Source organism: Enterobacter cloacae complex sp. OE43NF (assembly GCF_023544405.1).
In the GTDB taxonomy this organism is placed as follows: domain Bacteria; phylum Pseudomonadota; class Gammaproteobacteria; order Enterobacterales; family Enterobacteriaceae; genus Enterobacter; species Enterobacter cloacae.
Genome location: NZ_JAMJFW010000032.1, coordinates 1 through 25,668 on the forward strand (window position 1 = coordinate 1; position 25,668 = coordinate 25,668).

The 25,668-nt window shown below is 56.4% G+C and carries 25 protein-coding genes, 2 tRNA genes and 2 pseudogenes; 17 read left to right on the plus strand and 12 right to left on the minus strand.

Annotation, left to right across the window (positions count from 1 at the left end):
• Positions 1–228 (minus strand): annotated as a pseudogene (locus M8370_RS15355) (DUF6883 domain-containing protein); the annotation flags it as partial.
• A gap of 105 nt (positions 229–333) precedes the next feature.
• Between M8370_RS15355 and M8370_RS15360 the strand changes: the two are divergent.
• A pseudogene (locus M8370_RS15360) lies at positions 334–528 on the plus strand (AtzH-like domain-containing protein); the annotation flags it as partial.
• 115 nt (positions 529–643) lie between these two features.
• Here the strand turns inward: M8370_RS15360 and puuE are convergent.
• Genes puuE through M8370_RS15375 form a run of 3 tightly spaced genes read right to left on the minus strand, consistent with a single transcriptional unit; the run spans position 644 to position 3,053 of the window.
• Positions 644–1,576: an allantoinase PuuE gene (gene puuE, locus M8370_RS15365; RefSeq protein WP_250021315.1), complete on the minus strand. Its 933-nt coding sequence runs from the start codon at positions 1,574–1,576 to the stop codon at positions 644–646.
• A gap of 17 nt (positions 1,577–1,593) precedes the next feature.
• Positions 1,594–2,337, minus strand: a complete 744-nt coding sequence (hpxA, locus tag M8370_RS15370) for an allantoin racemase (RefSeq protein ID WP_502799558.1) — start codon at positions 2,335–2,337, stop codon at positions 1,594–1,596.
• Positions 2,337–3,053 (minus strand): GntR family transcriptional regulator, encoded by a 717-nt coding sequence (locus M8370_RS15375; protein ID WP_013097231.1) that lies wholly within the window; start codon positions 3,051–3,053, stop codon positions 2,337–2,339. The genes hpxA and M8370_RS15375 overlap by 1 nt, the downstream gene beginning before the upstream one ends.
• 145 nt (positions 3,054–3,198) lie before the next feature.
• Between M8370_RS15375 and M8370_RS15380 the strand changes: the two genes are divergently transcribed.
• Positions 3,199–4,707 carry an NCS1 family nucleobase:cation symporter-1 gene (locus M8370_RS15380; protein WP_114519449.1) on the plus strand — a complete coding sequence of 503 codons (1,509 nt, stop codon included), beginning with the start codon at positions 3,199–3,201 and terminating at the stop codon, positions 4,705–4,707.
• Positions 4,707–6,023, plus strand: a complete 1,317-nt coding sequence (guaD, locus tag M8370_RS15385) for a guanine deaminase (RefSeq protein ID WP_029883240.1) — start codon at positions 4,707–4,709, stop codon at positions 6,021–6,023. The genes M8370_RS15380 and guaD overlap by 1 nt, the downstream gene beginning before the upstream one ends.
• Here guaD and uraH read toward each other — a convergent pair.
• Both uraH and uraD read right to left on the minus strand, forming a co-directional pair.
• Positions 6,003–6,326, minus strand: a complete 324-nt coding sequence (uraH, locus tag M8370_RS15390) for a hydroxyisourate hydrolase (RefSeq protein ID WP_038419051.1) — start codon at positions 6,324–6,326, stop codon at positions 6,003–6,005. The two genes, guaD and uraH, sit on opposite strands and share 21 nt — an antisense overlap.
• The gene (gene uraD, locus M8370_RS15395; protein WP_045295752.1) at positions 6,323–6,823 is read right to left on the minus strand and encodes a 2-oxo-4-hydroxy-4-carboxy-5-ureidoimidazoline decarboxylase; all 501 of its coding nucleotides are present in this window, start codon (positions 6,821–6,823) and stop codon (positions 6,323–6,325) included. Before uraD ends, uraH begins: the two co-directional genes overlap by 4 nt.
• 240 nt (positions 6,824–7,063) lie before the next feature.
• Between uraD and hpxO the strand changes: the two genes are divergently transcribed.
• The 3 genes from hpxO to M8370_RS15410 are packed head-to-tail and all read left to right on the plus strand — an operon-like array spanning position 7,064 to position 10,233.
• Positions 7,064–8,218, plus strand: coding sequence for an FAD-dependent urate hydroxylase HpxO (hpxO, locus tag M8370_RS15400; RefSeq protein ID WP_250021287.1), 1,155 nt, complete (start codon positions 7,064–7,066; stop codon positions 8,216–8,218).
• A 17-nt stretch (positions 8,219–8,235) separates the two neighbouring features.
• On the plus strand, positions 8,236–9,270 hold the full coding sequence (hpxD, locus tag M8370_RS15405; RefSeq protein WP_038985564.1) for a molybdenum cofactor-independent xanthine hydroxylase subunit HpxD: 1,035 nt from the start codon (positions 8,236–8,238) through the stop codon (positions 9,268–9,270).
• Positions 9,271–9,282: 12 nt separating this feature from the next.
• On the plus strand, positions 9,283–10,233 hold the full coding sequence (locus M8370_RS15410; RefSeq protein ID WP_250021288.1) for a PDR/VanB family oxidoreductase: 951 nt from the start codon (positions 9,283–9,285) through the stop codon (positions 10,231–10,233).
• A 44-nt stretch (positions 10,234–10,277) separates the two neighbouring features.
• Here the strand turns inward: M8370_RS15410 and M8370_RS15415 are convergent.
• Positions 10,278–10,365: transfer RNA gene (locus M8370_RS15415), tRNA-Ser, on the minus strand.
• 236 nt (positions 10,366–10,601) lie between these two features.
• On the opposite strand from M8370_RS15415, the gene M8370_RS15420 reads away from it, so the two are divergent.
• Genes M8370_RS15420 through M8370_RS15430 form a run of 3 tightly spaced genes read left to right on the plus strand, consistent with a single transcriptional unit; the run spans position 10,602 to position 13,407 of the window.
• Positions 10,602–11,606: an ABC transporter substrate-binding protein gene (locus M8370_RS15420; protein ID WP_108453606.1), complete on the plus strand. Its 1,005-nt coding sequence runs from the start codon at positions 10,602–10,604 to the stop codon at positions 11,604–11,606.
• Positions 11,606–12,637 (plus strand): FecCD family ABC transporter permease, encoded by a 1,032-nt coding sequence (locus tag M8370_RS15425; RefSeq protein ID WP_095427249.1) that lies wholly within the window; start codon positions 11,606–11,608, stop codon positions 12,635–12,637. The genes M8370_RS15420 and M8370_RS15425 overlap by 1 nt, the downstream gene beginning before the upstream one ends.
• Entirely contained in the window at positions 12,634–13,407 is a 774-nt protein-coding gene (locus M8370_RS15430; RefSeq protein WP_058661152.1) for an ABC transporter ATP-binding protein, read from the plus strand. Before M8370_RS15425 ends, M8370_RS15430 begins: the two co-directional genes overlap by 4 nt.
• Before the next feature lie 49 nt (positions 13,408–13,456).
• Here M8370_RS15430 and M8370_RS15435 read toward each other — a convergent pair.
• Together M8370_RS15435 and M8370_RS15440 are read right to left on the minus strand one after the other, a co-directional pair.
• Positions 13,457–13,544 (minus strand) — tRNA-Ser (locus tag M8370_RS15435).
• Positions 13,545–13,687: 143 nt separating this feature from the next.
• On the minus strand, positions 13,688–15,316 hold the full coding sequence (locus tag M8370_RS15440; protein WP_114519452.1) for an ABC transporter substrate-binding protein: 1,629 nt from the start codon (positions 15,314–15,316) through the stop codon (positions 13,688–13,690).
• Positions 15,317–15,585: 269 nt separating this feature from the next.
• Here M8370_RS15440 and yccA point away from each other — a divergent pair, with 269 nt between their 5' ends.
• Complete coding sequence (gene yccA, locus M8370_RS15445) at positions 15,586–16,245, plus strand: FtsH protease modulator YccA (protein WP_013097244.1); 660 nt, start codon at positions 15,586–15,588, stop codon at positions 16,243–16,245.
• 56 nt (positions 16,246–16,301) lie between these two features.
• Here the strand turns inward: yccA and M8370_RS15450 are convergent, their stop codons facing one another.
• Positions 16,302–16,778, minus strand: coding sequence for a FidL-like protein (locus M8370_RS15450; protein ID WP_047351971.1), 477 nt, complete (start codon positions 16,776–16,778; stop codon positions 16,302–16,304).
• Complete coding sequence (locus M8370_RS15455) at positions 16,775–17,530, minus strand: winged helix-turn-helix domain-containing protein (protein WP_047351970.1); 756 nt, start codon at positions 17,528–17,530, stop codon at positions 16,775–16,777. Before M8370_RS15455 ends, M8370_RS15450 begins: the two co-directional genes overlap by 4 nt.
• Before the next feature lie 308 nt (positions 17,531–17,838).
• Between M8370_RS15455 and M8370_RS15460 the strand changes: the two genes are divergently transcribed.
• The 6 genes from M8370_RS15460 (at position 17,839) to tusE (ending at position 24,073) form a co-directional block, all read left to right on the plus strand.
• The gene (locus tag M8370_RS15460; protein WP_185868276.1) at positions 17,839–18,582 is read left to right on the plus strand and encodes a fimbrial protein; all 744 of its coding nucleotides are present in this window, start codon (positions 17,839–17,841) and stop codon (positions 18,580–18,582) included.
• Between the two features lie 74 nt (positions 18,583–18,656).
• Complete coding sequence (locus M8370_RS15465; protein ID WP_047351968.1) at positions 18,657–19,163, plus strand: CS1 type fimbrial major subunit; 507 nt, start codon at positions 18,657–18,659, stop codon at positions 19,161–19,163.
• A 72-nt stretch (positions 19,164–19,235) separates the two neighbouring features.
• Positions 19,236–21,953, plus strand: a complete 2,718-nt coding sequence (locus tag M8370_RS15470) for a TcfC E-set like domain-containing protein (protein WP_250021289.1) — start codon at positions 19,236–19,238, stop codon at positions 21,951–21,953.
• A gap of 1 nt (position 21,954) precedes the next feature.
• Positions 21,955–23,112, plus strand: a complete 1,158-nt coding sequence (locus M8370_RS15475) for a CblD like pilus biogenesis initiator family protein (protein ID WP_250021291.1) — start codon at positions 21,955–21,957, stop codon at positions 23,110–23,112.
• A gap of 10 nt (positions 23,113–23,122) precedes the next feature.
• Positions 23,123–23,674, plus strand: coding sequence for a LuxR C-terminal-related transcriptional regulator (locus M8370_RS15480; protein WP_250021293.1), 552 nt, complete (start codon positions 23,123–23,125; stop codon positions 23,672–23,674).
• A 69-nt stretch (positions 23,675–23,743) separates the two neighbouring features.
• Positions 23,744–24,073, plus strand: coding sequence for a sulfurtransferase TusE (gene tusE / locus M8370_RS15485; RefSeq protein WP_047351965.1), 330 nt, complete (start codon positions 23,744–23,746; stop codon positions 24,071–24,073).
• Here tusE and yccX read toward each other — a convergent pair.
• On the minus strand, positions 24,070–24,351 hold the full coding sequence (gene yccX / locus M8370_RS15490) for an acylphosphatase (protein WP_013097246.1): 282 nt from the start codon (positions 24,349–24,351) through the stop codon (positions 24,070–24,072). The two genes, tusE and yccX, sit on opposite strands and share 4 nt — an antisense overlap.
• Before the next feature lie 92 nt (positions 24,352–24,443).
• Here yccX and rlmI point away from each other — a divergent pair, with 92 nt between their 5' ends.
• On the plus strand, positions 24,444–25,634 hold the full coding sequence (rlmI, locus tag M8370_RS15495) for a 23S rRNA (cytosine(1962)-C(5))-methyltransferase RlmI (RefSeq protein ID WP_129328245.1): 1,191 nt from the start codon (positions 24,444–24,446) through the stop codon (positions 25,632–25,634).
• Positions 25,635–25,668: the final 34 nt, after the last annotated feature.

The following is a 25,668-nucleotide window of genomic DNA, read 5'->3' on the forward strand; positions in this document are numbered from 1 at the left end:
CGACCTGTGCTTGCGTCTGTAGGGCTGCGCCGCATGGCGGTGGTGAACACCTTGCCGCCGTTTCGGGACACTATGACGGTGAAAAGGGTAACGCTGGTCATATTCCAGATAATCCAGTTCGTAAAATATGCTCGCCATCTCAAGTGATTCACGTGGCGTGAGGATGAACTGAATATCAGCCGGAGCCAGTTTCCGCCTGGCTTCCCATTGCATGTAGAGTGTGAACATCCGGTGTCTGCCTTTCCCTTTAAAATTGCAGGGATTTTCCGGCTAATATGATGAAAAATCAATCGTTCAGATAAAGAAAGCCTCATGCCCCATGGTGGGTACACAAGAAAACGGCGAGCGGAGCGACCAACTTCAGGCCGTTCTTTTGGGTTTCAGATTTTGCTTTGGGAGGATTATAGCGTATGCAGCACCGAATTTACCCGCGAGGGCACAGAACGCATTAGCCGCCAGCAGCAGACGTGGGTGCGGTTTGCTTACGGGTGGCGGATCATGGCGGCGCAGGTGAGTTTGATGGTGTAACGCTGAAAAACCTGCCTGGTGGCGCTGCGCTTACCGGGCCTACAATGTCCCGTATGCCCTGCGGATGCTGTAGGCCGGGTAAGGCGCAGCCGACACCCGGCACAATACGACATCGCTATTTCTGAAACGGATGCACGTCCCGCCAGTGGTCAGCAATTTGCTGGCGGGTACAGACCCAGACCCGCTCATGCTGCTGCACATAATCCAGGAACCGTTGCAGCGCGCGAAAACGTCCCGGACGCCCCAGCAGGCGGCAGTGCATGCCGATGGACATCATCTTCGGTGCGCTTTCACCCTCTTCATACAGCACGTCAAAATTGTCTTTCAGGTAAGTATAAAACTGCTCGGCGGTATTAAACCCCTGGGCGGTGGCGAAGCGCATGTCGTTCGCGTCCAGCGTGTAGGGCACGATCAGGTGCGGTTTACGGCTGCCATCGCTGCAGGCCACTTCCGTCCAGAAGGGCAAGTCGTCGCCATAGTAGTCGCTGTCGTAGTCAAAACCGCCGTGCTCGACCACCAGCTGGCGCGTGTTGGGGCTGTCGCGCCCGGTGTACCAGCCCGTAGGCGGCTTGCCAAACAGATCGGTCAGCACGTGCACCGCTTTGTGCAGATGTTCCCGCTCCTGGTTGATATCCATATTCTGATAGTGGATCCAGCGCCAGCCATGGCTGACCACGTCATAATCCGCCGCCTTGATCGCCGCGACAATCTCCGGGTGACGTGCCAGCGCCATCGCCACGCCAAAGACCGTCAGCGGCAGGCCGCGTTTCTGAAATTCACGATGGATTCGCCAGAACCCGGCGCGGCTGCCGTATTCGTACAGGGAGTCCATGGACATGTGTTTGTCGGGATAGCTGGCCGCTCCGATGATGTCCGAGAGAAACTGTTCCGACCCGGCATCGCCATGAAGGACGTGGTTTTCTGCCCCCTCTTCATAATTGAGCACAAACTGCACGGCGATGCGTGCCTGATTCGGCCACTGCGCATGCGGCGGGTTGCCTGCGTAGCCACGCAGATCCCGCGGATAACCCTCTTCAAAAAGCCCCATTGCTACCCCCCCAAAAATTAAAATGGATTCAATACCTGAAAATGTCCGCTTAACGGTTTGTTCTCCGGGAAGGCCAGATCCCCGTGCTTGCTGGTTGACAGCCCCAGCGCCACCAGCGATTCCACCATCTTCACCGCCGCACTGACACCGTCGATCACCGGCACGCGCAGCTCGCGCGTAAGCTCCTGGGCGAGCGTTGCCATCCCGCCACAGCCCAGTACGATGGCGCCGCAGCCATCCTCTTTCAGGGCCTGTATACAGCGCGCGCGCACCTTCTCCTGCGCCAGGCCGCTGCCGTCTTCCAGCGCCAGCACCGGGAGATCAATCGCGTGCAGGGCCGCGCAATGATCCTGAAAACCATACTGCTGCAGCAAATGACGGGCGATAATCAGCGTGCGCGGCAGCGTGGTGACGATGGAAAAGCGCGTCGCCACCAGCGTGGCCATGTGCATGGCAGCTTCGGCAATGCCGACAACCGGCCCTTGCGCCAGCTCGCGCGCGGCCAGCAGCCCTGGGTCGCCAAAGCAGGCAATCACGTGCCCTTCCACCCCCTGCTCTCTGCCTTTTTTGACTTGCTCAAGGACACCCACGGCGGCAATGGCTTCATCAAAATGGCCTTCGATTGAGGGCACACCCGCACTGGGGCAGACCGCGAGGATCTCCGTGTCCGGCGCAGCCACCGCGCGGGCGGCCGCGCCGATGGTTTCCGTCATTGCGAGGCTGGTATTGGGATTAATGACTTGTATACGGACAGACGACATTACGACTCCTTGTGGCTGGCGAACAGCCGGGCAAAATCGGGCAGGCATTCCCCCGCCCGTTCGAAACAGAGGCTGGCGACGATGTGTTCAAAATGGTGCATTAAGGCATCACTCAGGGGTTGCAGCGCTTTCTGACGCAGCAGCTCCACAAGCTGTTCGTGGTCATTGCAGCGACACCCCTGACGCCACGGCGCGCCCCAGGTGGCAATCACCAGCGAGGAGCGCTGGCTCAGGCGGGTCACCATCTCCGTCAGGACCTGATTGCCGGAGATGGCCTGCAGCTGAATATGGAAATTTGCGGAGTGGCGGATCGCCGCCGGGCCGTCGTAAGCCTCATGCGCCTGCTGCTCCTGACGGATGATTGACGCCAGCGCGGCCAGATGCGGCGGCTGACAGTGCGCCAGCACGTCCGGTAGATTGGCGACCTCCAGTAGCGCGCGGGTGCGAAAGATCTGCCGGGCCTCTTCGACCGTCGGGCTGGCAACGTGTGCACCACGTTTGGGCGTTAAGGTGACCATTTGCACAGCGGCGAGTCGCTGCAGCACCTTACGGATGCCCGTACGACTCACGCCAAAGACCTCCGCCAGCGCCTCTTCCGGCAATTTGCTTCCCGGCAGCAGTTGATGTTCGACAATCGCGGTCATCAGCGCCTGAAAGATGGATTCGTCTTTGTCTTGCAGGTCTGGCGCGGCGTGCAGACTGTTCACGTTGTTCATTAACCACTCCACTTTTTACTTTTCGCTATCGAATCGTATACATAAAAATAAAATATTGCATACAAGATTTATTATTTTGGCCTGGATCCTGCAACACCGTCTGCACTCCCACTCAACGGGTTTTTCATTCACAGGAGCAGGTTTCATGCCAAACAGACAAAATATGCAACACGGTACGGCCGCTGATTCCGGTGCGGTATACAGCCCACGGCTTTGCAATGAGGATCTGGCACCGACGCGTGACCAGAACTGGAGCTGGTACAACATCTTTTCTTTCTGGATGTCCGACGTCCACAGCATGGGGGGATACGTGGTCGCCGCGAGCTTCTTTACGCTCGGGCTGGCAAGCTGGCAGGTGTTGCTCTGCCTGCTGGTGGGAATTTGCATTGTGCAGTTGTGTGCCAACCTGGTGGCGAAACCGAGCCAGATGGCGGGCGTGCCGTATGCGGTGATCAGCCGTCAGGCCTTTGGCGTGTTCGGGGCAAACATTCCGGCGGTGATCCGCGGGCTTATCGCCTTTGCCTGGTACGGCATTCAGACCTATCTGGCCGCTAACGCCCTGATGCTGGTGGCGCTGAAGTTCTGGCCGTCGCTCTCGTCGCTCACCACCGGCGCGTTCCTCGGACTGTCGCACCTGGGCTGGGTCTGCTTTGCCATTATGTGGGTATTGCAGGCAATGGTCTTCTGGCACGGCATGAATGCCATCAAGCGCTTTATCGACATCGCCGGCCCGGCGGTGTATGTGGTGATGCTGGCGCTGGCAGGATGGATTGTATACAAGACCGGATTCGACGGGATCTCCTTTACCCTCGCCAGCAAATCCCTGAGCGCGGGCGAGCAGACCTGGCAGATGATCACCGCCACGGCGCTGGTGGTCTCCTACTTCTCAGGCCCGTTGCTCAACTTTGGTGATTTCTCCCGCTACGGCAAAAGCATGGGGGAAATCCGCCGCGGTAACCGCTGGGGCCTGCCGTTTAACTTCCTGCTGTTCTCCATCGTGACCGTGGTGATTGTCTCCGGTACCCAGTCGCTGTTTGGCCGCATGATCACCGACCCGATTGAAACCGTCAGCCGCGTGGGCAACGATCTGGCGGTGGCGATTGGTCTGTTGACCATGATCACCGCCACCATCGGGATTAACATCGTGGCCAACTTCGTCTCCCCGGCGTTTGATTTCTCTAACTGTTCCCCGCAGAAAATCAGCTTCCGCACCGGGGGAATGATTGCCGCCGTCGGCTCGATCCTGTTAACCCCGTGGAACCTGTTTAACTCCCCGGAGCTTATTCATTACACCCTGGATGTGCTGGGGGCGTTTATCGGTCCGCTGTTCGGTATCCTGATTGCCGATTTCTACCTGATTAAGCGTGGCAAGGTATCCGTGGACGACCTGTTCGATGACACGCCAGAAGGGAAATACTGGTACCGCAACGGCTTTAACCCGAAAGCCATCGGCGCGCTGATCCCCTCGGTTGCCGTCGGGCTGGTGATAAGCTTCATCCCGGCGCTGCATGAGGTGGCAAACTTTAGCTGGTTCATTGGCGTGTTCCTTGGCGGGGTAACCTACCGCTGGCTGGCGCGCGAAGAGCGCGAAGGGGCGTCCGCCGCTCACTTCACGTCACCCGAGGCCACGCAAACAATCAGACAGGAGCCGTGATGGATTACCAGACTGCGATACGCGGTGCATTTTTCGATATCGCCCGGGTCTGCGACAGCGCAGACCTGATTGCCGACCATGCGCGCTACCAGGAGGACGGCCTGCTGTTTATTCACCACGGGAAAATCGTGGCGCTCATGGCCTGGCAGGAGGGAGAGCAATATCTTGACCCGCACAAGGGTTACACCGACCTGCGCGGCAAACTGCTGCTGCCCGGCTTTATCGATACCCACGTTCATTACCCGCAGACCGAGATGATCGGCGCCTTCGGCGAGCAGTTGCTGGAGTGGCTGACCACCTATACGTTTCCGGTGGAGAGCCAGTTTGCCGACGAGAGCTACGCAAAAGAGATTGCGGAATTTTTCATAAATCAGCTGGTGAGCCACGGCACTACCACCGCACTGGTGTTTTGCACACTGCATCCGCAATCGGTGGATGCGCTGTTTACCGAAGCATCGCGCCTGAATATGCGCCTTATCGCCGGGAAGGTGATGATGGACCGGCACACCCCGGACTACCTGACTGAAACGGCACAACAGAGCTACCAGCAGACGCGGGATCTAATCCAGCGCTGGCACCACCATGGACGGCTGGGGTATGCCATTACGCCACGCTTTGCGCCCACCTCATCACCGGAACTGCTGGCGGCGGTGCGTTTACTCAGAGAGGAGTTTCCGGACACCTGGCTGCAGACCCATCTGAGCGAAAACCCGAACGAAGTGGCCTGGGTTAATGACCTGTGGCCGGAGCATGAACGTTATCTGGATGTCTATCACCACTACGGCCTCACCGGCGAGCGCAGCGTGTTTGCTCACGGGATCCATCTGCACCACAGCGAGTGGCAGTGCCTGCACGACACCGGATCGGCGGTGGCGTTTTGCCCTACTTCCAATCTGTTTCTTGGCAGCGGGCTGTTTCGGTTACCCGCCTGCTGGCAGCACAAGGTGCGGATGGGTATCGGCACCGACGTCGGCGCGGGTACCACCTTCAGCATGCTGCGTACGCTGGGGGAAGCTTACAAGGTGGGTCAGTTGCAGAGCTATCGCCTGCGCGCCAGCGAGGCCTTTTATCATGCCACGCTGGGTGGCGCGCATGCCCTGCGTCTGGATGACAAAATTGGCAACTTCGCTCCGGGCAAAGAGGCCGATTTTATCGTGATCGACCCGGCCGTCACCCCGCTGCAGCGCCTGCGTAGCGGGCGCTGCAAGGATATCTACGAGCAGCTGTTTGTGCTGATGACCCTGGGCGACGAGCGTAATATCAGCCAAACCTGGGTCAACGGCGAGCCAGTGTGGTCAGCTGCCGCGGTAGGTTGACCAGCCGCCAGGAGCAATCACAAACGGCAGATGGAAGTGCTCATCTGCCGTGTCGCCGATAAGAAAATCAATTTGCGCGCAGGGATAGAGCGTGTCGCGCCCCGTTTCGCTAAACCAGGCGCCAGTCTCGGCCACCAGCCGATAGCGGCCCGCAGGCAGGACGGGAACAAATTCGGTGATGCGGCCCTGCGCGTTGGTCACGCCAGTTGCGATGATCTCCGCGTCCTGTTCAAGGCGTACCGTCACCCCCTGCGCGGGTTTGCCCGTCGAGATATCCAGAATATGTGTACTGAGCGTGCTCATGCGCCAATGACTCCTTCCAGTCGTAATAAGGTAATTTCCCGCAGCTGATCCAGTGCGGCCTGCACCTCCTGCGCATCGCTGTTTTCCAGCCGCGCGTTCAGGGCCTGGAGGATCTCCTCCCCGCTGCGGCCTTTGGCGCGGATCAGAAAGACGCGCCCGAAACGACTTTCGTAGCGGGCATTGCCTGCCCGCAACGCCTCAGCAAGCCGGGCATCATCATGATTCACCGCTCCCTGCTCCCGACGCGACAGCGCCGCCTCCGCCTGCGTGCCCATGGGCTTCTCACCGATGCGCGGATGCGCGCTCAGGGCCCGCGTGAGCGCGTGTTCATCCCAGCTTTTCGTCAGCGCCTGGGCCGCATCAAAAAGAGCATCCCGGCTCGGATAAGGCCGCCCGGCGACCAGCGCCTCGGCCCAGCCGGGAATGGCCACGCAAGGGTGTAATAGCGTAAGCACCTCTTCGTGACTCCGGTAATTAAAATCGTCCAGCGTTATCATGGTTCCTCCCGTGTCATCATCGTCCCTGAACATTGCACAAAACACGCCACTCTTGCCTGAGACCTGAAACAGTTGATTCCTTAACCCTAAACTGGAAATTATTGATTCATAAAAAGGCATTCCCACCGCGATAACGCACCTTAGCAGTGCAAACATCCCTCCCACAACGCCCTTTACCCCACTCTGCAGCCTGGTACGCAAATTGCTGATGTTAATGACACCCGGCAAAAGGAGAGAAGCATGAAAGCAATCGTCATTGGTGCGGGCATTGGTGGCCTGAGCGCCGCTGTCGCGCTGGAAAAGGCGGGCATCGACTGTACCGTGTTTGAAGCAGTAAAAGAGATCAAACCCGTTGGCGCGGCCATCTCCATCTGGCCCAACGGGGTGAAATGCATGCAGCACCTCGGCATGGGCGACATCATTGAGATATACGGCGGGCCAATGCGCTTTATGGCCTACAAGGATCACCGGCGCGGCGACACGTTGACCCGCTTTAGCCTGGCCCCGCTGGTGGAGCGCACCGGGGGACGCCCCTGCCCCGTCTCGCGCGCTGAACTGCAGCGCGAGATGCTGGACTTCTGGGGTCGCGAGCGGGTGCAGTTCGGCAAGCGCGTCGAACACGTCCGGGAAGATGATGCTGGCGTCAGCGTAACATTTACCGACGGCAGCACGGCGACGGGCGATTTTCTGATTGCCGCCGACGGCAGCCATTCGGCGGTGCGCCCGTACGTGCTGGGGTATACCCCCGAGCGCCGCTACGCCGGTTACGTTAACTGGAACGGGCTGGTGAAGATTGATGAAGAGATTGCCCCCGCCCACCAGTGGACCACGTTCGTGGGAGAAGGCAAGCGTGTGTCGCTGATGCCCGTCTCCGGTGGCCGCTTCTATTTCTTTTTTGATGTCCCGCTTCCCCTCGGTCTGGCGGAAGATCGCACCACCCTCAGAGCCGATCTCACGGGTTACTTCCGCGGCTGGGCGCCGCCGGTGCAGAAGCTGATCGCCGCGCTGGATCCGGATACCACCAACCGCATTGAAATCCACGACATTGAGCCGTTCGACAGCCTGGTACGCGGCCACGTGGCGCTGCTCGGCGATGCGGCGCACAGCACCACGCCGGATATCGGCCAGGGCGGCTGCGCGGCGCTGGAGGATGCGGTGGTGCTGGGTGATTGTCTGCGCGAAAACCACAACATTACGCTGGCGCTGCGGCAGTACGAAGCCCTGCGCTGCGATCGGGTACGCGACCTGGTGCTGAAGGCTCGCAAGCGCTGCGACGTCACGCACGGTAAAGATATGGCGTTAACCAGAGCCTGGTATCAGGAGCTGAGAGAGGAGACCGGGGAGCGCATTATCAACGGTTTGTGCGACACCATTCAGGGCGGACCATTAGGCTGAACGTAAGAGGAATACACATGAATAAAGCACCTGTACCACCCGCCCATTGCACGTTTGAGCCAGAGGACTGGCTGCGTCTGGCAAAGTGCTGGCATCCGGTTGCGCGCGCCTGCGACATTGGCGCGGCGCCGGTTAAGGCGACCCTGCTGGACGAAGCGTTGGTTATCTACCGCGTGAACGGCCAGGTCGTGGTCGCTCGCGACGTTTGTCCGCATCGCGGCGTGCCGCTGACGCTGGGCTTTCATGATGAGCACGGGATTATCTGCCCCTACCATGGCCTGCGCTTCGGGGAAGATGGCCGCTGCAACCGTATTCCCTCCAGCCCCGACCAGCCGGTACCGGCGAAACTCAACCTGATTAACTACGCCGTGGAGGAGCGCTTTGGCTTGATCTGGACGTGTCTGGCGTTTGACCCCGACAACCCGATGCCGCTGCCCACCATGCCGCACTGGGATGACGACGGCTTTCAGCAGATCAACTGTCCGGCGTTTGAGGTGAATGGCTTCGCTGGCCGCCAGGTGGAAGGATTTTTGGATGTGGCGCATTTTGCGTGGATCCACACCAGCACCTTTGCGGACCCGGATAACCAGCTCGTCCCGACCTATCAGCCACAGGAAACACCGTTTGGTTTTGTAGCGGACTACTGGAGTTCGGTGAGCAATTATCCCGCGAGCGCTGACGTGCAGGCGCCGGAAGGCTTCCAGTGGCTGCGCCATTTTGAAATGCATTTGCCGTTTACCGCCACCCTGACGATCCATTTTCCGGGCGAATCCCGGCTGGTGATCATGAACGCCGCGTCGCCGGTCTCGTCACGCGTCACCCGCATGTTTGCCCCGATTGCGCGCAACTTTGATCTGCATATCCCGGTGGAAGAGGTGCATGCCTTTAACCTGCGAATTTTTGAGGAGGACCGCCTGATGGTCGAGACCCAGCGCCCGGAAAGTTTGCCGTTGGATCTGACCCTTGAAGCCCATATTCCCGCGGATAAAAGCTCGATTGCCTATCGCCGGGGGCTGAAAAAAATGGGTTTTGGCGCGTTTTTCCTGGTCTGATGGAGGGCTGTCATGAGTGATATCTTAAGCGTTATCGTCGACGGGCTGTGGCGTCAGGGGAACAAAAGCCTCGCCGTCAGGCTGGTGGCGGAAAACGGTGAAGCGCTGCCAGAGTGGCAGCCCGGTGCGCATATCGACGTGCATCTGCCCTGCGGGGTAATTCGTCAGTATTCTCTGACCGGCCCATGCGGGAGTGAAGGCTATCTGATCTGCGTGGGCCGGGAAACCGCCTCGCGCGGCGGGTCGCGCTATATTCATGAGACGCTGCGTCCCGGTCAGACGCTGCTGATCTCCGCGCCGCGCAATCTGTTTGCCCTGCAGAAGGCCGAACGGGTGTTGCTGCTGGCTGCGGGGATCGGGATTACGCCACTGTATGCCATGGCCCTGCAGCTGGAAGCAGCCGGAACCCCGTTCACTCTGCACTATTATGTCAAACACGCTGAAAGCGCGGCTTTCGCCCGCGAGCTGGCGCAGCTGAAGCACGGCGAATGCGTTATCCATACCACCAGCCCGCGCACGTTGCTGGCAGAGCATATCCCGGTGGCCGCGGCGGGTCTTCACGCCTGGGTCTGTGGCCCGGCCGGGTTTATGGAAAAACTACGTGAGGTGGCGACGGCGAAAGGCTGGGATGGCGCCACGATCCACAGCGAGGCGTTTCAACCCGCTGCGCCTGATACCGGCGCTGAAAGTGGCGAGATCTTCACGGTTAAACTGGCCTCCACCGGAGAGCGCTGGCCTGTGCCCGCTGATAAAACTATTGCCCAGGTGCTGCAGGAAAACGGTGTGGCCGTACCGCTCTCCTGCGAGATGGGGATCTGCGGTGCGTGTCTGACACCGGTGATTGACGGCGTGGTGGATCACCGGGACAGCGTACAGTCAGAGGCAGAGAAAAACGCCCCGAACCCGCATGTGGCGCTGTGTTGCTCAAGAAGTCATTCCGCTGAGCTGGTGATTGGGCTGTAAAACGAAAAAACCCTGCGATAGTGCTATCGCAGGGTTTTCGAATTTGGCGGAAGCGTAGAGATTCGAACTCTAGAACCCTTTCGGGTCGCCGGTTTTCAAGACCGGTGCCTTCAACCGCTCGGCCACGCTTCCAAAGTGAGGCGCACTATAAACATCTCTGAGCATGATGTAAAGCGTGAAATTGCATAAAGTTACACTTGCTCACCATCACCCCGCCCTCTGGCGTCATGACTCACTTCGGCGACGTTAATCTGAATATGAAGTTTCCCTCTCATTACAGGCACCGGCAAATGTCAGGCAGGCAGCGTGTTGCGCTCAGTCACAATATATGCATTATGTTATAACATAACAATTTGGGATTGATTTTTATGCTTCTGAAAAAAGGGTTATTACTGACAGTACTGCTGGCCATGGCACCAGCCACGTTTGCAGCAACAACTTACCCGCTGACGATTGAAAATTGCGGCGTCAGGCAGACCTTTACACAAGCGCCACAGCGCGTCGTTACCGTGGGTCAGCATGAAACGGAATTGCTGCTCGCGCTGGGGCTGGAAAAATCTGTCGCCGCAACCTCAGTCTGGTTCGGCAAACTCCCGGATTCGCTGGCTGATGCCGGAAAAAAACTCCCCCGGCTTGCGGATAACTCCCCCTCTTTTGAAGCCGTGGTGGGACAAAAACCGGAACTCGTCCTCGCTCAGTATCACTGGCATATTGGCCCGCAGGGCGAGGTGGGAACACGCGAGCAGTTTGCATCCCTGGGGATTAAGACGTGGATCTCCCCTGCCGACTGCACGGACAAAACGGTGACGGCAACCTCAAACGCTGACGGAGCACGGAGCACGCCGTTTTCACTGGCAGAAATAAAACACGAAGTCACAGACCTGGCCGCCATCTTTGATGTTCCCGCGCGCGGCGAGCAGCTCAATCGTGCGCTGACAGAACGGATTCAGAAAGCGCAGGCGCGCATCTCAGCAAAACCCCTGAAGGTTGTCTTCTGGTTTTCAAGCAGCCGCCTGAATGGCGATCCCTGGGTGGCAGGGAATTACGGCGCACCTGGCTGGATCAGCCGCACGCTGGGGTTAAAGAACGTTATTGATTCGCATGATGAATGGCCCGCTGTCACCTGGGAACATATTGCCCAAATGCAGCCAGACGTTATCGTCATCGCTCAGATGTCACGCAGGCTCTACCCTGCCGATGACGCCGCGGTAAAAGAGGCCTTTTTACGACGCGATCCGGTGACAAGAAACATTCCGGCGGTCAGGAATAATCAGATTATTGTGGTGCCCGCAATGTCGTTAAACCCTTCTTTGCGTAACGTCGACGCGGTTGAGCTTATCAGCGATCGGCTGGCTTCATTCCAGGGCGAATAATGAGTCATGTATCTTCTCCCCGCCGCCAGCAGGGGTTAATGGCGGCAGGCGCCGTGGCATTGCCGCTGATGCTGGTCTTTGCCGCGAGTATCGGCGATATGCCGGTATCGTATGCCGTTACCGGAAAAGCGATCCTCAATGGTCTTGGGCTGACTGCATACGTTCTGCCGCAACCCGAGGAAGGCATCGTCTGGCAGTACCGCATGAGCCGCGCATTAATGGCTGCTTGCAGCGGCGGCGGCCTGGCGCTGTGCGGGCTGGTGCTCCAGTCAATACTGCGCAACCCCCTGGCGGAGCCCTATCTGCTGGGCATCTCAGCAGGCGCTTCGCTGGGGGCCGTCTGCGTGATGCTGCTCGGTATCGGGGGGAGCGTGATTGGCGTGAGCAGCGGTGCGTTTGTTGGCGCCTGCGCCGCTTTTGCGCTCATCATGTTGATTACAAACGGCATGAGCGCAAGCCCGTCGCGCATTTTGCTGGCAGGCATTGCGGGCACACAGCTCTTCAACGCCATGACCGCGTATATCGTCAGCACCTCCGCCAATGCCGAGCAGTCGCGTAGCGTTATGTTCTGGTTAATGGGCAGCCTGAGCGGTGTGCGCTGGCCGGACGCGCTGCTGGCGCTGGCCGTTACGTTAACGGGCCTGCTGATGGTATGCCTCTTTGCGCGGGCGCTGGACACCTTTACCTTTGGAGACGAGGTCTCTACCACCCTCGGGATTCCGGTGACCGCTGTACGAATTATCCTGTTGCTGACCTGCGCGTTCGTCACCGCAACCCTGGTCAGTGCCATAGGCGCAGTGGGATTTGTGGGGCTGGTCATTCCCCATGTGACGCGCATGCTCAGCGGTCCGGGCCATCGCCGCACGATCCCGCTGACGTTTCTTATCGGCGCGCACTTTATGATCCTGGCCGATGTCGTGTCACGCACGCTGATTGTGCACCAGGTGCTTCCCATCGGCGTGGTGACGGCGCTGGTGGGCGCACCTGTCTTTGTGGCGCTGCTTTATCAAAACCGGAAGGAGCATCCATGAATATTTCCGTCTCCGGGTTAAGTGTGACCCGACAAGCACAGACAGTGCTTGAGGATATCGATCTCGACCTGTCATCCGGGCAGATTGTCGGCCTGTTAGGGCCAAACGGCTCGGGCAAATCAACGCTGTTACGCTGTCTTGCCGGGCTGTTTCCACACCACAGTGAACGCGTCGCGCTTAATGGCACGTCGCTTAGCGTGATGCCGTTAAAAACGCGCGCGCGGCAGTTAGCCTTCGTCCCGCAACATGCCGACGTTGAGGGAGAACTGACCGTCGAGGAAATCGTGCGGCTGGGACGTACGCCTTACCGGAAGGCGTTTCAGAGAAGCACTCGCGATGATGATATGGCGGTGGAAGAGGCGATTAGCCTCATGCGGCTATGCGGATTACGCCAGCGGCGGTGGCAGCAACTGTCTGGTGGGGAGCGTCAGCGAACCCAGATAGCGCGAGCGCTGGCACAGCAGCCCCGGGTGTTGCTGCTTGATGAGCCGACAAACCACCTGGACATTCAGCACCAGTTGGAGCTGATGCGACTTATATCGCAACTGCCTCTTACGGTGGTGGTGGCGCTGCACGATCTCAATCTGGCAGCTAACTACTGCCAGCGGCTGATCCTTCTGAAGGCCGGCCGTATCGCGGCCACGGGCGCGCCTGCGGAAGTGCTCACCCCTGAAAATATCGAGCAAACCTGGTGTGTCAAAGCGAGCGTCTACAGGGCAGACGCCGGGATGACGATCGGCTACAACATGGGCGGCATGGCGGAGGTGTAGAGCCAAAGCAAAAAACCCTGCGATATTGCTATCGCAGGGTTTTCGAATTTGGCGGAAGCGTAGAGATTCGAACTCTAGAACCCTTTCGGGTCGCCGGTTTTCAAGACCGGTGCCTTCAACCGCTCGGCCACGCTTCCTAAGTGAGGCGAACTATAAACACCTCACCGCAGGCTGTAAAGAGCACGCGCATTCGTTCGCTTTAAAAATAGCCAAATTACGTTTAATCGGTTGAATAGACAACATATTGGCCATTTTGCCAGCACAATCTCCAGCGATTGTCTTAGTGTTTTTTGATGTACATATCTTTCGTATAGTAGTACCCGAGCTTATCCGGCGTGAATCCCCCCACCCACGGTTTCACCAGGTGCGTACGAACGTAGTGATAGACAGGGATCGCCGGCACATCACGCCCCAGCAAATCCTCTGCCTGTTGATAAAACTTACCGCGCTCTTGTGCCGTTTTCGACTTCGCCGCATTCACCAGCGCTTGATCGTACTCAGGATTGCTGTACTGCGTGGTGTTTTGGCTATCCCCGGTACGGAAGTTATTCAGGAATGTGGAGGCGTCATCGTAATCGGCAATCCAGGCGTAGCGCACCGCGTCAAAGTTATGGGTGTGCATGGTATCGAGCATGGTTTTCCACTCCTGGTTCTGCAGCTTCGCCTCGACGCCGAGATTTTTCTTCCACATTGAGCTGGCAGCAATCGCGATACGCTGGTGCGTTTCAGAGGTGTTATACAACAGATTAAAACTCAGTGGATGGCTGGCGTTATACCCGGCCTCTTCGAGCAGTTTTTTCGCCTCGGCAATTCGTTTGTCCCGCGGCCAGCTGGCGTAATCCGGGTTCTGTAACTTAACGCCACCAATGTCCGGCTGGCTGATAAGCCACGCCGGACGCTGCCCCTGCCCCATCACTTTATCTGCGATGATGTCTTTATCGAGCGCCATATTGAGCGCCTTACGCACGCGCGCATCGTTGAACGGCGGACGGGCGGTGTTGAATTCGTAATAGTAGGTGGCAAGCTGCGGAGAGACATCCAGCTGACTGCCCAGCGTTTTCTTAAGCTGGGCGAACTGGTTGACTGGCACCGTGTAGACAATATCGATTTCTCCCGCTTTATAGCGGTTCACATCAGCCGCCTCGGAGGTGATAGGCAGATATGTCACCTTATTGATCACGGTATGGGCATTATCCCAGTAGCGCGGGTTACGCTCCGCCACAATGCGTTCGTTAACCACCCATGAGGACAGCTTATAGGCACCGCTGCTGACGATGTGCTCGGGCTTGGTCCACTTATCGCCGAAACGCCCCACCAGGACTTTATCTATCGGCACCAGAGACGGGTGTGCCAGCATCGCAAGGAAAGCTGCATTAGGCTGCGAAAGCGTGACTTCCAGCGTGGTGTCATTAATGGCTTTCACGCCCAGCGTATCGGGCGCTTTTTTGCCTTCGGCAATTTCAGTGCCGTTGACGATAAGCATGCTACCAGGATAGCTGGCATACGGTGAGGCGGTTTTTGGGTCAACCAGTCGCTGCCAGCTCCAGACGATATCTTCCGCGGTGATGGCGGTACCGTCGCTCCAGGTGATGCCCGGACGCAGATGGAACGTCCAGACGGTGTTGTCCTTGTTCTCCCATTTTTCCGCCAGCCGTGGCTGGATTTCACCCGCCGGGGAGACACTGACCAGCCCGTCGAATAAATCGCTGATAATATTGAATTCGACATCGCTTTCGACTTTATGCGGGTCGAGCGAAGCAGGTTCACTTCCGTTATTCCTGACCAGTTCCTGCTTATCGGCCAGCTGCGTTCCTGCAGGCACGTTAGCCGCCCAGGTTGCCGTGCTGGCGCACAGGATCCCGGCCGCCAGTAAAGAGAGTGTAAAGTGAGTGCGTGTTTGTGGTTTCATTTCCTTCGCCTTATTGTCTGTTTTGTGACGATCCGGAAATAACTCTTAGCGGCCTTATGGTAATAAGGCAATATTTTTCAGTAACCTATAAGAGCTTGATCTGATTAATTGTGCCAAACCGCTGTTCATACTGATGAAACGTCTTTCTGCAGAATAAATAACCAGCTCCGGCGCTAACCTGCTGAGTAAAGATGGGTAAAACCACTTTGAGACTGGCGCGCCGTTTCCTATTCTTTCCGTTAATTACATCTGTCATAAGAGAGTGACTCATGGATCGTATAATTACTTCCTCACGCGACCGCACATCGCTACTCAGCACCCACAAGGTGCTGCGCAATACGTACTTTATGCTCAGCCTGACGCTGGCGTTTTCGGCGATCACCGCCACCGCCAGCACCGTGCTGATGCTGCCGTCTCCGGGGCTGATCCTGACGCTGGTGGGGATGTACGGTCTGATGTTCCTGACCTACAAAACCGCTGACAAACCGGTCGGTATTCTCTCCGCGTTCGCCTTTACCGGCTTCCTGGGTTATATCCTGGGGCCAATCCTGAACGCATACCTGTCTGCCGGCATGGGTGATGTGATCGGTATGGCGCTGGGCGGCACCGCGCTGGTGTTCTTCTGCTGCTCCGCCTACGTGCTGACCACCCGCAAGGACATGTCTTTCCTCGGCGGTATGCTGATGGCAGGTATCGTGGTGGTGCTGATTGGTATGGTGGCTAACATCTTCCTGCAGCTCCCTGCCCTGCACCTGGCGATTAGCGCGGTGTTTATCCTGCTGTCATCCGGCGCGATCCTGTATGAAACCAGCAACATCATTCACGGCGGTGAGACCAACTACATCCGCGCCACCGTGAGCCTGTATGTGTCGCTGTACAACATCTTCGTCAGCCTGCTGAGCATCCTGGGCTTCGCCAGCCGGGATTAAGCAAATTTGCTGAAACATAAAGGAGAATGCCGCTGGCATTCTCCTTTTTTTATGCCCTATTCACCCCGGCAAATATAGGTGGGGTAATGCCGGTCCTGAATCAGCCATACAGAAGGCGAAAGTTCCGAGATCCGAAGATAGTAGCGTGCCGTCGGAGAGGCGAAGCTACCCCATTGGGTATCAGGCGTATTGTCATTGTGCCGACGCCAGGTTTTGGTGTAACTCAACACAATGACTTTATCATCGTCCCGCTGCTTCCAGGTAAATTCCACATCCCTGTCAACGATTAGGTTTTGCCCACCGGCCCTTGCTGCGCCTTTGTAAGTAGTCAAACCAGTACCGTCACGATGAAAATAGAACTGAGCAACGGTATTCACCTTTACTTCACTGGCTCTTCCCTCATTGCGCGTAAAATTAAACTCAGTGCTGCAGGCCAGCACATCCCTTTTAAAGGCGCCGCCGGAATAGTAAAAAACGGCCAGCGCGCCTCCCACCAAAGCACCGCCCAACCCGGCGAGAAATTTTATTTTCATTTCTCTGCCCCGCTTTTATAACGAATGGTTTTGCACAGGCTGGTTTTACTGACCGGACAGGCACCAATGAACACTTCATCCGCAACAGGAATGGTAAATCGGGCGCTGAAATAATATATATCGTACGCTTCACGCTCGCATGCTACGTTATTCATCTTCAGCCGCTCCGCTAATTTCGATAACACTAACGGGCGTCCATGATCGTTGATAATCCAGATGCTGCAGCGCGCAATTTTTCCGTTAACCGGCAAAAGGTTCTCCGGGACGGCAATCCCCTGCTGTCGGCCAAAGTAAAAACTTGCCGCCAACGCAGCAAGAATCACTAAAACCGCAATCGACCATCTTTTCAATGACGCATGCTGTGGTTTTACCTTTTGCGGTGCGGAGGATGGCTGAGGATCGGCGGATTGAACAGTCTCTCCTGGCTGAATAACCACATCGGCAACAAAGCGAAAACCATAACGGGGTACGGTCACGATAAATTCGTGTCCCTCACCCAGAGACTGGAAGCATTTACGTAATTCGCTGACCGCTTTATTGAGGTTATTTCCTGAAGGCGTAAAGCCGAATTCCTCCCATACGCGCGTGATCAATTCTTCTCGACTCAGGTCGCATCCTTTGTGCTTAATAAACTCCTGTAAAAGCCGAACGGCAGGTGCCGAAAGGGGTAATACAGATTCAGGTTGTCCAACAAGACTTATTGCATGTGCTTCAGGATCAAATAACAACGAATTATTGCATATAAAAAACATCTTTTATTCTCGGCTGTTACCGCATGCTTTTTAATCCCTGGTACATCGACAAGAAAACCGCCCCCTGACCTGCTTGTTTTTTCGTCAGAAGGAGTTTCCTCCCTATCCCTGGTCGCGGTATTTTCGCTTAACTATACAACCTTAAAGCAAGAAAAGCAGGATAAAAAACTGTATTTGTCGAGTTAATTAATACAAATTTTCACAAACTGCTGTTCTGGTTAAAGTTTCCCTGCCCTGAAGCGATACGAAAGCAGACGGTGTCCTGGTGTTAACGCGCCGCCGATGAACTCAGAGCAGGCAGACTGAAAGTGAAACAGATAAATCGAGTGAACGTAACAACCGCCTTGTATGTCGCCGCGCTGTCGTTGTCATTTTTCTCAGAAATGGCAATGGCGAATATGAGCGTATACCCCATGGAACTTAATGTAGATAAGTCCGGTGCGGCGCAAATAAAAGTGGCGTCAAAAACGGATGATATTCAGTTCATTCGGGTGAGGCAAAAGAAAATTCTTAATCCTGGCACTGCTCAGGAAAAAGAAATTGATGTGGCCTCGTGGAAAGAAGGCGGTGTTGTTGTCACGCCTGAAAAATTCGCCCTTGCGGCAGGCGCAATGCGCGTAGTTCGCCTGGTCTCGCTTATACCACCGGAAAAAGAGACTACATGGCGCGTCTATTTTGAAGGGGTGAAACAACCGGACAGTATTATTCCGGGCAAGGCAGAAACCCCTGCAGCAACGGCGACCCTGGGTGTCAATGTGATCTGGGGGGCACTGGTCCATCTCGCACCAGAAAAAAGCGTGGTTTCACTGTCGTTAGACCCTGTCAGGGGCACTTTAAAAAACAACGGAACGCTGCGCGTCCCGCTGAGAGAAATAGGGATTTGTGATGCAAATTCATCGTGTAAATGGATTAAAGAAGACGCGACGATTTATCCGGATACCGAACGGAAATTAAAAACGCTCACAACAATACAGGGCCAGAAATATAAATTCCGCTACTTCAACTGGGTGAATAAAACCGCTGAAGAAGCTGACTTACCCGTCGTGCAATAACACGACATCACAGTAAAAACCCGTGTGGTTTGTTTAAAGAGCCATGGTGCTCGTTTGTAAATATGGAGATATCAATGCGTAAGTATATTAAACCTCTGATGATCGTTGCCGCGATGACTACGTCCGTGAGCGCGCTAGCGATTCAAAAAGATATTACCGTCAACGCCAGCGTTGATTCACAGCTGGATATGACCCAGGCCGATAACACGCCGCTGCCGGCAAGTATCGATATGCAGTACCTGCCTGGTCGTGGTCTGGAAAGCTACCGTCTGAATACCAAGGTGTGGTCTAACTCCGCCACCAGCAACGTAAAAGTCCGTCTGGTGAGCGCAGCGAAGCTGGCGAATGCCGACGGCGCTGAGACCATCCCAATGACGGTGAAGCTGGGCGATAAAACCCTGACCACCGCTGACGTTGAATTTACCGGCACTGAACTGTTCCCGGGGAGCATTGAAAACGGTTCTGCGGTACTGCCATTGACCATCTCTCAGACCACCAAAGGTATTCTGAAAACTGGTCAGTACAGCGGCGTTGTCAGCCTGATGCTGACGCAAGCGACAACCACGGAAGGCGGTGCGTAACACCACAGCACCTAAGGAATAACGTCAGAGGGTGCCCACCCTCTGACGTCAGGATGATGTCGAGGCTCGTTCATGGCTTTTCACAGAAATACTCTTCTCTTTGTTGCTTTGTTACCCGCATCCATCCAACTTGCCTGCGCCGCGATGGCCGTCCCGGCAGGGTTTGAAGATCTGGCAAAAACGCAGCGCCTGTGGACAGAGGTGAACCTCTACGGCGAGTCGCTTGGCCTGTTTGAAACGGATATCACGCTTGAAACGGTAAGTTTTGTCGCCCCAGAAACCGTGGTTGCGGCCATCAAACGTCAGTTTAATGACGATCCCGCCCTTGTTGCTACCGTGTCGGCCGCGCTGGCCGTTCCGCTTGCCCGTAACGGCAATCTGGCCTGCAGTAGCAACGGCTCCGCAGCGGGATGCGATTACATTAAAACAGACCGTGCGGCCATTATTTATGACGAGAATAACGCCCGCATTAGCCTGTTTTTGGACAAAAAATTCCTGCCGAAACCGACAACAGAAAATCAGTGGTACCAACCCACTCAGGACACTGAAAACGCACTGATCCACCAGCAGAATATTAATTTTGTTGCAGACAGGGATTACCAGTCAGCCACCGTGCAGGGCAATGGCGCACTGGCGCTCACCCAGGACGGCTATTTTAATCTCGACTGGACCTGGCTGAGGCAGCGCTCAAGACACCAGCAGCAACAGGAGATCACCGTTAACAACGCCTGGTTCCGCCAGGATATCTGGCGTCAGTACTATGTCCAGTTAGGTGAGATGGATACCCGCGATTTGTTCAGTAACGCCGGTGGAAATATTAACCTCAGCCAACTGCCGCTGGGAAAAATTCGCGGCCTGCGCACGGGTTCGACAAGAGCATGGATTAACCCGGTTCAGCAGTCGAAGGGAACCCCCATCACCGTGCTGCTTTCCCATGACGCGCGAATTGACGCCCGCCGGGGCAATCAGCTGCTGGCGAGCTTTTACCTGACTGCCGGGGCGCAAACTCTGGACACACGAGCATTCCCGGACGGGAGCTATACCGTGACGCTCTCCGTTTATGAAAATAACCGGCTGACGCGTACCGAGCAGGTACCGTTTACCCGAACCGGCATTACAACCTTCGACCGCGTCGAGTGGTTTCTGCAGGCGGGCGAAACAGACAATAGTGATCAAAATGAAGAACGCAGCGCGATTGCGCAGGCGGGCGTACGCCTGCCCGTCACTCAGACGCTGGCGCTAACGAGTGGCGCAACGATAAAGAAAAACCAGCGTTTTCTGGAAAATGCCCTCGACTGGAGCCGGGGTTTCAATGCGGGGCCAATCGATGGCGTGCTGAATACCCGGTTTAGCTACCTTTACGGCAGCGAAGGTCAACGCGGCAATATTCAGCAAGTCAGCTACAACGACGGTTTTTCACTGAGCGTCTATCGCAATGCGTTATCAGCAGAGAACTGCAATACCCGAAGCGCTGGGTTTGACGCCGTGAACGGTTGTTATCGCACTCTCTCGGTGATGTTCTCTGTTCCAGTCGGTTCCTGGTATGCAAGTCTGGGGTATTCGGATAACCACAACGAAGGAAGGTACGTTACGCGTCGCGAGTTGCCGGACAATGACGATCGCCACGATGCGGGTTTGCCATGGGATTCGGTCTATATGACCCGTTCGCGCACGCGGGCCTGGCAAGGGGGGCTGAGCAACGCTTTTAGCACCCATGGCCTGAACATTAACAGCAGTATTAACCTGTTCATGCGTCACGATGACGCCCGCGAAAGCAGGGATAAAGGCGGCTACCTGAGCGTGAGCCTGTCCATGGCCCATAGCCGCCAGGGGGATGCATCAAGTTACACCTCTGTGGGCGCAACATGGCAACACAAGCAGCGCGAAAAAAATCAGCTGAGCTACAACGTGGCACATAACTGGTACGCCGATGCACGTGGTGAAAATGAGTATGGCGTGAGCGCGTCAGGCATAAACAGCGACTCGCTAAACACCTCAGCCTATACGCGCCAGGGCGGGCGATTTGGCAACGCCAGCCTGACCGTTAGCGATGCCTGGGATCGTCAGGAACAGCGCCACACGCTGAGCAGCAGCGGTAATTACAACTCGACCCTTGCGCTGTCGCGTTCTGGTCTGTGGCTGGGCCGCTGGAGCGACGGTCGTCCTGCTTCCGCTGTCGCAGTTAATGTTGCCACGCTGGAAGATTCTCAGGATCCGCGCGTCGCCGTATCGCTGGATAACGGCGGTAGTGCAGATATTCCGGGCAATAGCCGTGCTCTCTTCGCGGTGCCGGGTTATCAGCAGACTACGTTAACGATTAACGAATCGCTGGATGTCTCGCAGGGAGCCAGCAGTGAAATTACGCAAGGTTCTGGCAGCAGAACGCTGTTTATGGTGCCAGGCAAACTGCTGCGTCGGGACGTACAAACCACCGCAAGTTACACCTGGCTCGGCCAGTTAACCGACGAGCGTCACGTGCCGTTTATCGGCGGCGTGCCGCTTAACGTGAACGGCTGGAGCGACCTTGGCAACGGTGGGTTTAGCGCACAAAGCGACGCTCTGCTGCATAACCTCTACCTGGTGCGTCAGCAGCAGTTTTATCAGTGCGCGCTGACCGTGAAGAGTATGCGCGACGTGGTGCGCTACGTCGGGTCGATCCCTTGCCGGGAATTAACCTTCTCTGCCCTGCCGGATGCCGTCCAGCAGCAGGCGCAGCTGATGCTGGCCGGACGCTCGGTTCCAGCGGGCCCGACAGCCATGAACGCCGACAACCTCACAAAAGGGAAATGATGTGAATAAGTGCCTCTTTATTTTACTGTGCTTAAGTCTGTGGACAGGCCAGACGCTGGCGGGTGCCCCCGCGGGACGAAGCACCAGCACAGGGATCAGCTTCGATCGCATGGCTGCGCCAGCACGTTTCGATATCTGGCTTCATGAATCAGGCGGCTATGACGCCGCCGACCCGCAAAAATGGGGACGTAATACCCTGACCTGTCAGTCCCGGACTGACACCACGTACGGTGCCTGCATGACCGCCCCGGTCTGGTTCTCAGCGAACCCGGCCGCGCCTTATGCCATCACCTTACGTTTTACGCATGCCCTTACCCGCAAAACGGTAGATATTAAGGTGTATGGCGATCACTACATGTTTATCAACAACAAAGTATTTACCTTTGCCAGCTTTGTCACGGGAGGAACCAGCGATCTGGTGGCCTGGAACAGAGAGCCGTACTTCGATTTTTATATCGTAAAAGGCGAACTGGATAAGCTCACCCTGTCGGGGATCTGGACCGCAACGCTGAAGCAGAATCTGCGTCAATGGGGAAGCGCCAGCTGCGGCGGGAACTTTAATGATGTGAATGTCGGATGTCCGGGTTATCTCACCATCGCCAACTGGCAGGCCAATATTCGCATTGAGGTGGTCGATTCGGGAAATCAGCAGATTTATCTGCCGGCATTTCCGCACTCAACGCCCATCGTTAACCTCAACCTGACTAACTTCCCGGGGCGGCCCGGTGGCAGTGAGATCCAGGGGGAAAATACGCTGGATATGTGCCTGTACGACGGCAAAAACAGCACCAGCACCCGCGCCTATCTTCGCTTTGAAGACGATGGGCTCCCCGCAGCGGATCGTGCCGAAGGCGCGTTTTCTATCCGGCGGCGCGGTGGAAGCCAAACGGATGCGCGGGATCGTCTTGATTATCGGATCTCCGTCACCAATCCAATCACAGGCGCAACCGAAACTGTCGCTAACGGTAAAACCGTGGTCTGGCAAGGTACCAACGATCCGCAGTATCTGCGTCAGGTCATCCTTCCCGGCGGACGCGAGACCGTACTGTGCATTCCTGCCCCGATTATCCTGAAAACCCCTGCATTTGCTGCCAGCAGCAAAAACGCGGGCGACTACACCGGTACGCTGCGTGTGATCTACACACCCAGCACGTTATAACGAGGTCACTGTGAGTTACGCCATTCTCGACAATAATCGATTTTACGCCGAAGGGTTACGCTATGCGCTGCAGCGTCGGGGCGTTCAGTTAGCGGTCCATTGCGACACCGTACAATGGCAGCCTTTGCTGGTTACACGTCGCGTGGTTGTCGTCCGCTGTCGTTTTTCCGTTGCGGCTACGCATCAGGCGCTGATAAGCATTTTGCTCAAATTGGAAGCCGCACGCTGGAAAGGCAGCCTCTATCTGGTCTGCAACGAGAAGGGATGGGCACTGGCAACGCATTTACGCAAGCGCTTCGCTGCGTTAACCATTTATATCATAGATGACAGGATCGCGGTTGCCGACGCGGCGTACTTACTGGCAAAAGAGCCCCGCCGCCTTCGGAGCCTGGACTGCTGTCTGACGGGACTGGAATTCAGCGTGCTCGACCTTATGCTAACCGGGTTGCCGGTGCGCCACATTGCCCGCATGACGCGCATGTCGGAGAAACAGGTCTCGACACATAAATGCAATGCACTGAAAAAGCTCAATGCCAATAATCTGCTGCAGCTACTCCTGTAGGTCACGGTTTATCCTGAAGCCTCTTTTTTGCTACACTGTCGCCGATTTTTTCACACACGACTGAAGATTATGTTGATTTTTGCAGGCCAGGAAATTGAGACCGATAGCGAAGGCTATCTTAAAGACACGACGCTCTGGAGCGAGGCGCTGGCGGAAGTGATTGCAGAAAAAGAGGCGATCGCGCTCTCCCCTGAGCACTGGGAAGTGGTGCGCTTTGTGCGCGAGTTCTATCTCGAATTCAATACCTCTCCGGCTATCCGGATGCTGGTTAAAGCCATGGCCAATAAATTCGGTGAAGAGAAAGGCAACAGCCGCTATCTGTATCGTCTGTTCCCGAAAGGCCCGGCCAAACAGGCCACCAAAATTGCCGGCCTGCCTAAACCGGTGAAATGCATTTAGTAGCGAATACCGAAGTTCATGTATTCCCGGCCGGGTTGATGCGGTTCGGTTAAGACCTTATCAACCCGGGCACTGCGCGGCCCACCCGCTTTCAGCCACGCCAGCAGTTTTTCAACCTGCTCTGCCTCGCCACAGGCGACCACCTCAACGCTGCCATCATCCATGTTTCGCGCATATCCCGTTAGCCCAAGCTGGACCGCCTCGCGCTGCGTGCTGTAGCGGAAGCCCACGCCCTGAACGACGCCGTGAACCCAGGCGATAGTGCAGACTTTTGACATCTTCCTTCTCCTTATCCGTCTGGCGCGTTGCATTTCCCCGGCGAACTCGGGAAAATGGCGGCCATTTTCTTGAATCGACAGAATAACAAATTATGAGTGTACGTTTAGTGTTAGCCAAAGGGCGCGAGAAGTCATTACTGCGCCGTCATCCCTGGGTCTTTTCCGGCGCGGTTGCCCGTATGGAAGGTAAAGCCAGCCTCGGTGAAACCATTGATATTGTTGACCATCAGGGGAAATGGTTAGCACGAGGCGCCTACTCGCCAGCCTCCCAGATCCGCGCGCGCGTCTGGACCTTCGACAAAGATGAAACCATCGATATCGACTTCTTCGTGCGTCGTTTGCAGCAGGCGCAGCAGTGGCGCGACTGGCTGGCCAAACGCGATGGTCTGGACAGCTACCGCCTGATTGCCGGAGAGTCCGACGGTCTGCCGGGCGTGACCATTGACCGCTTCGGTAACTTCCTGGTTCTGCAGTTACTGAGCGCTGGGGCGGAATACCAGCGCGCCGCGCTGATCAGCGCCCTGCAGTCTCTGTTCCAGGAGTGCGCCATCTACGACCGCAGCGATGTGGCTGTGCGTAAAAAAGAGGGAATGGAACTGACCCAGGGTCCGGTGACCGGCGAACTGCCGCCTGCCCTGCTGCCTATCGAAGAACACGGCATGAAGCTGCTGGTGGATATTCAGGGTGGTCATAAAACGGGCTATTACCTCGACCAGCGTGACAGCCGTCTGGCCACGCGTCAGTACGTTGCCGACAAACGCGTGCTCAACTGCTTCTCTTACACCGGCGGCTTTGCGGTATCGGCTTTAATGGGCGGCTGCGCGCAGGTGGTGAGCGTGGATACGTCTCAGGAAGCGCTGGATGTGGCAAAACAGAACGTCGAGCTGAACAAGCTGGATCTGAGCAAAGCCGAATTCATTCGCGACGACGTCTTCAAACTGCTGCGTAAATATCGCGATCAGGGTGAGAAGTTTGACGTTATCGTGATGGATCCGCCCAAGTTTGTGGAGAACAAAAGCCAGCTGATGGGTGCCTGCCGCGGCTATAAAGATATCAACATGCTGGCCATTCAGCTGTTGAACCCAGGCGGCGTGCTTCTCACCTTCTCCTGCTCTGGACTGATGACCACAGATTTATTTCAGAAAATCATCGCCGATGCCGCAATAGATGCTGGTCGTGATGTACAATTTATAGAGCAGTTCCGTCAGGCAGCCGATCACCCGGTGATCGCTACCTACCCGGAAGGGCTGTATCTGAAAGGGTTTGCCTGTCGCGTCATGTAACTTGAAAAGAGAAATATTGCCCGCACATAGAGTG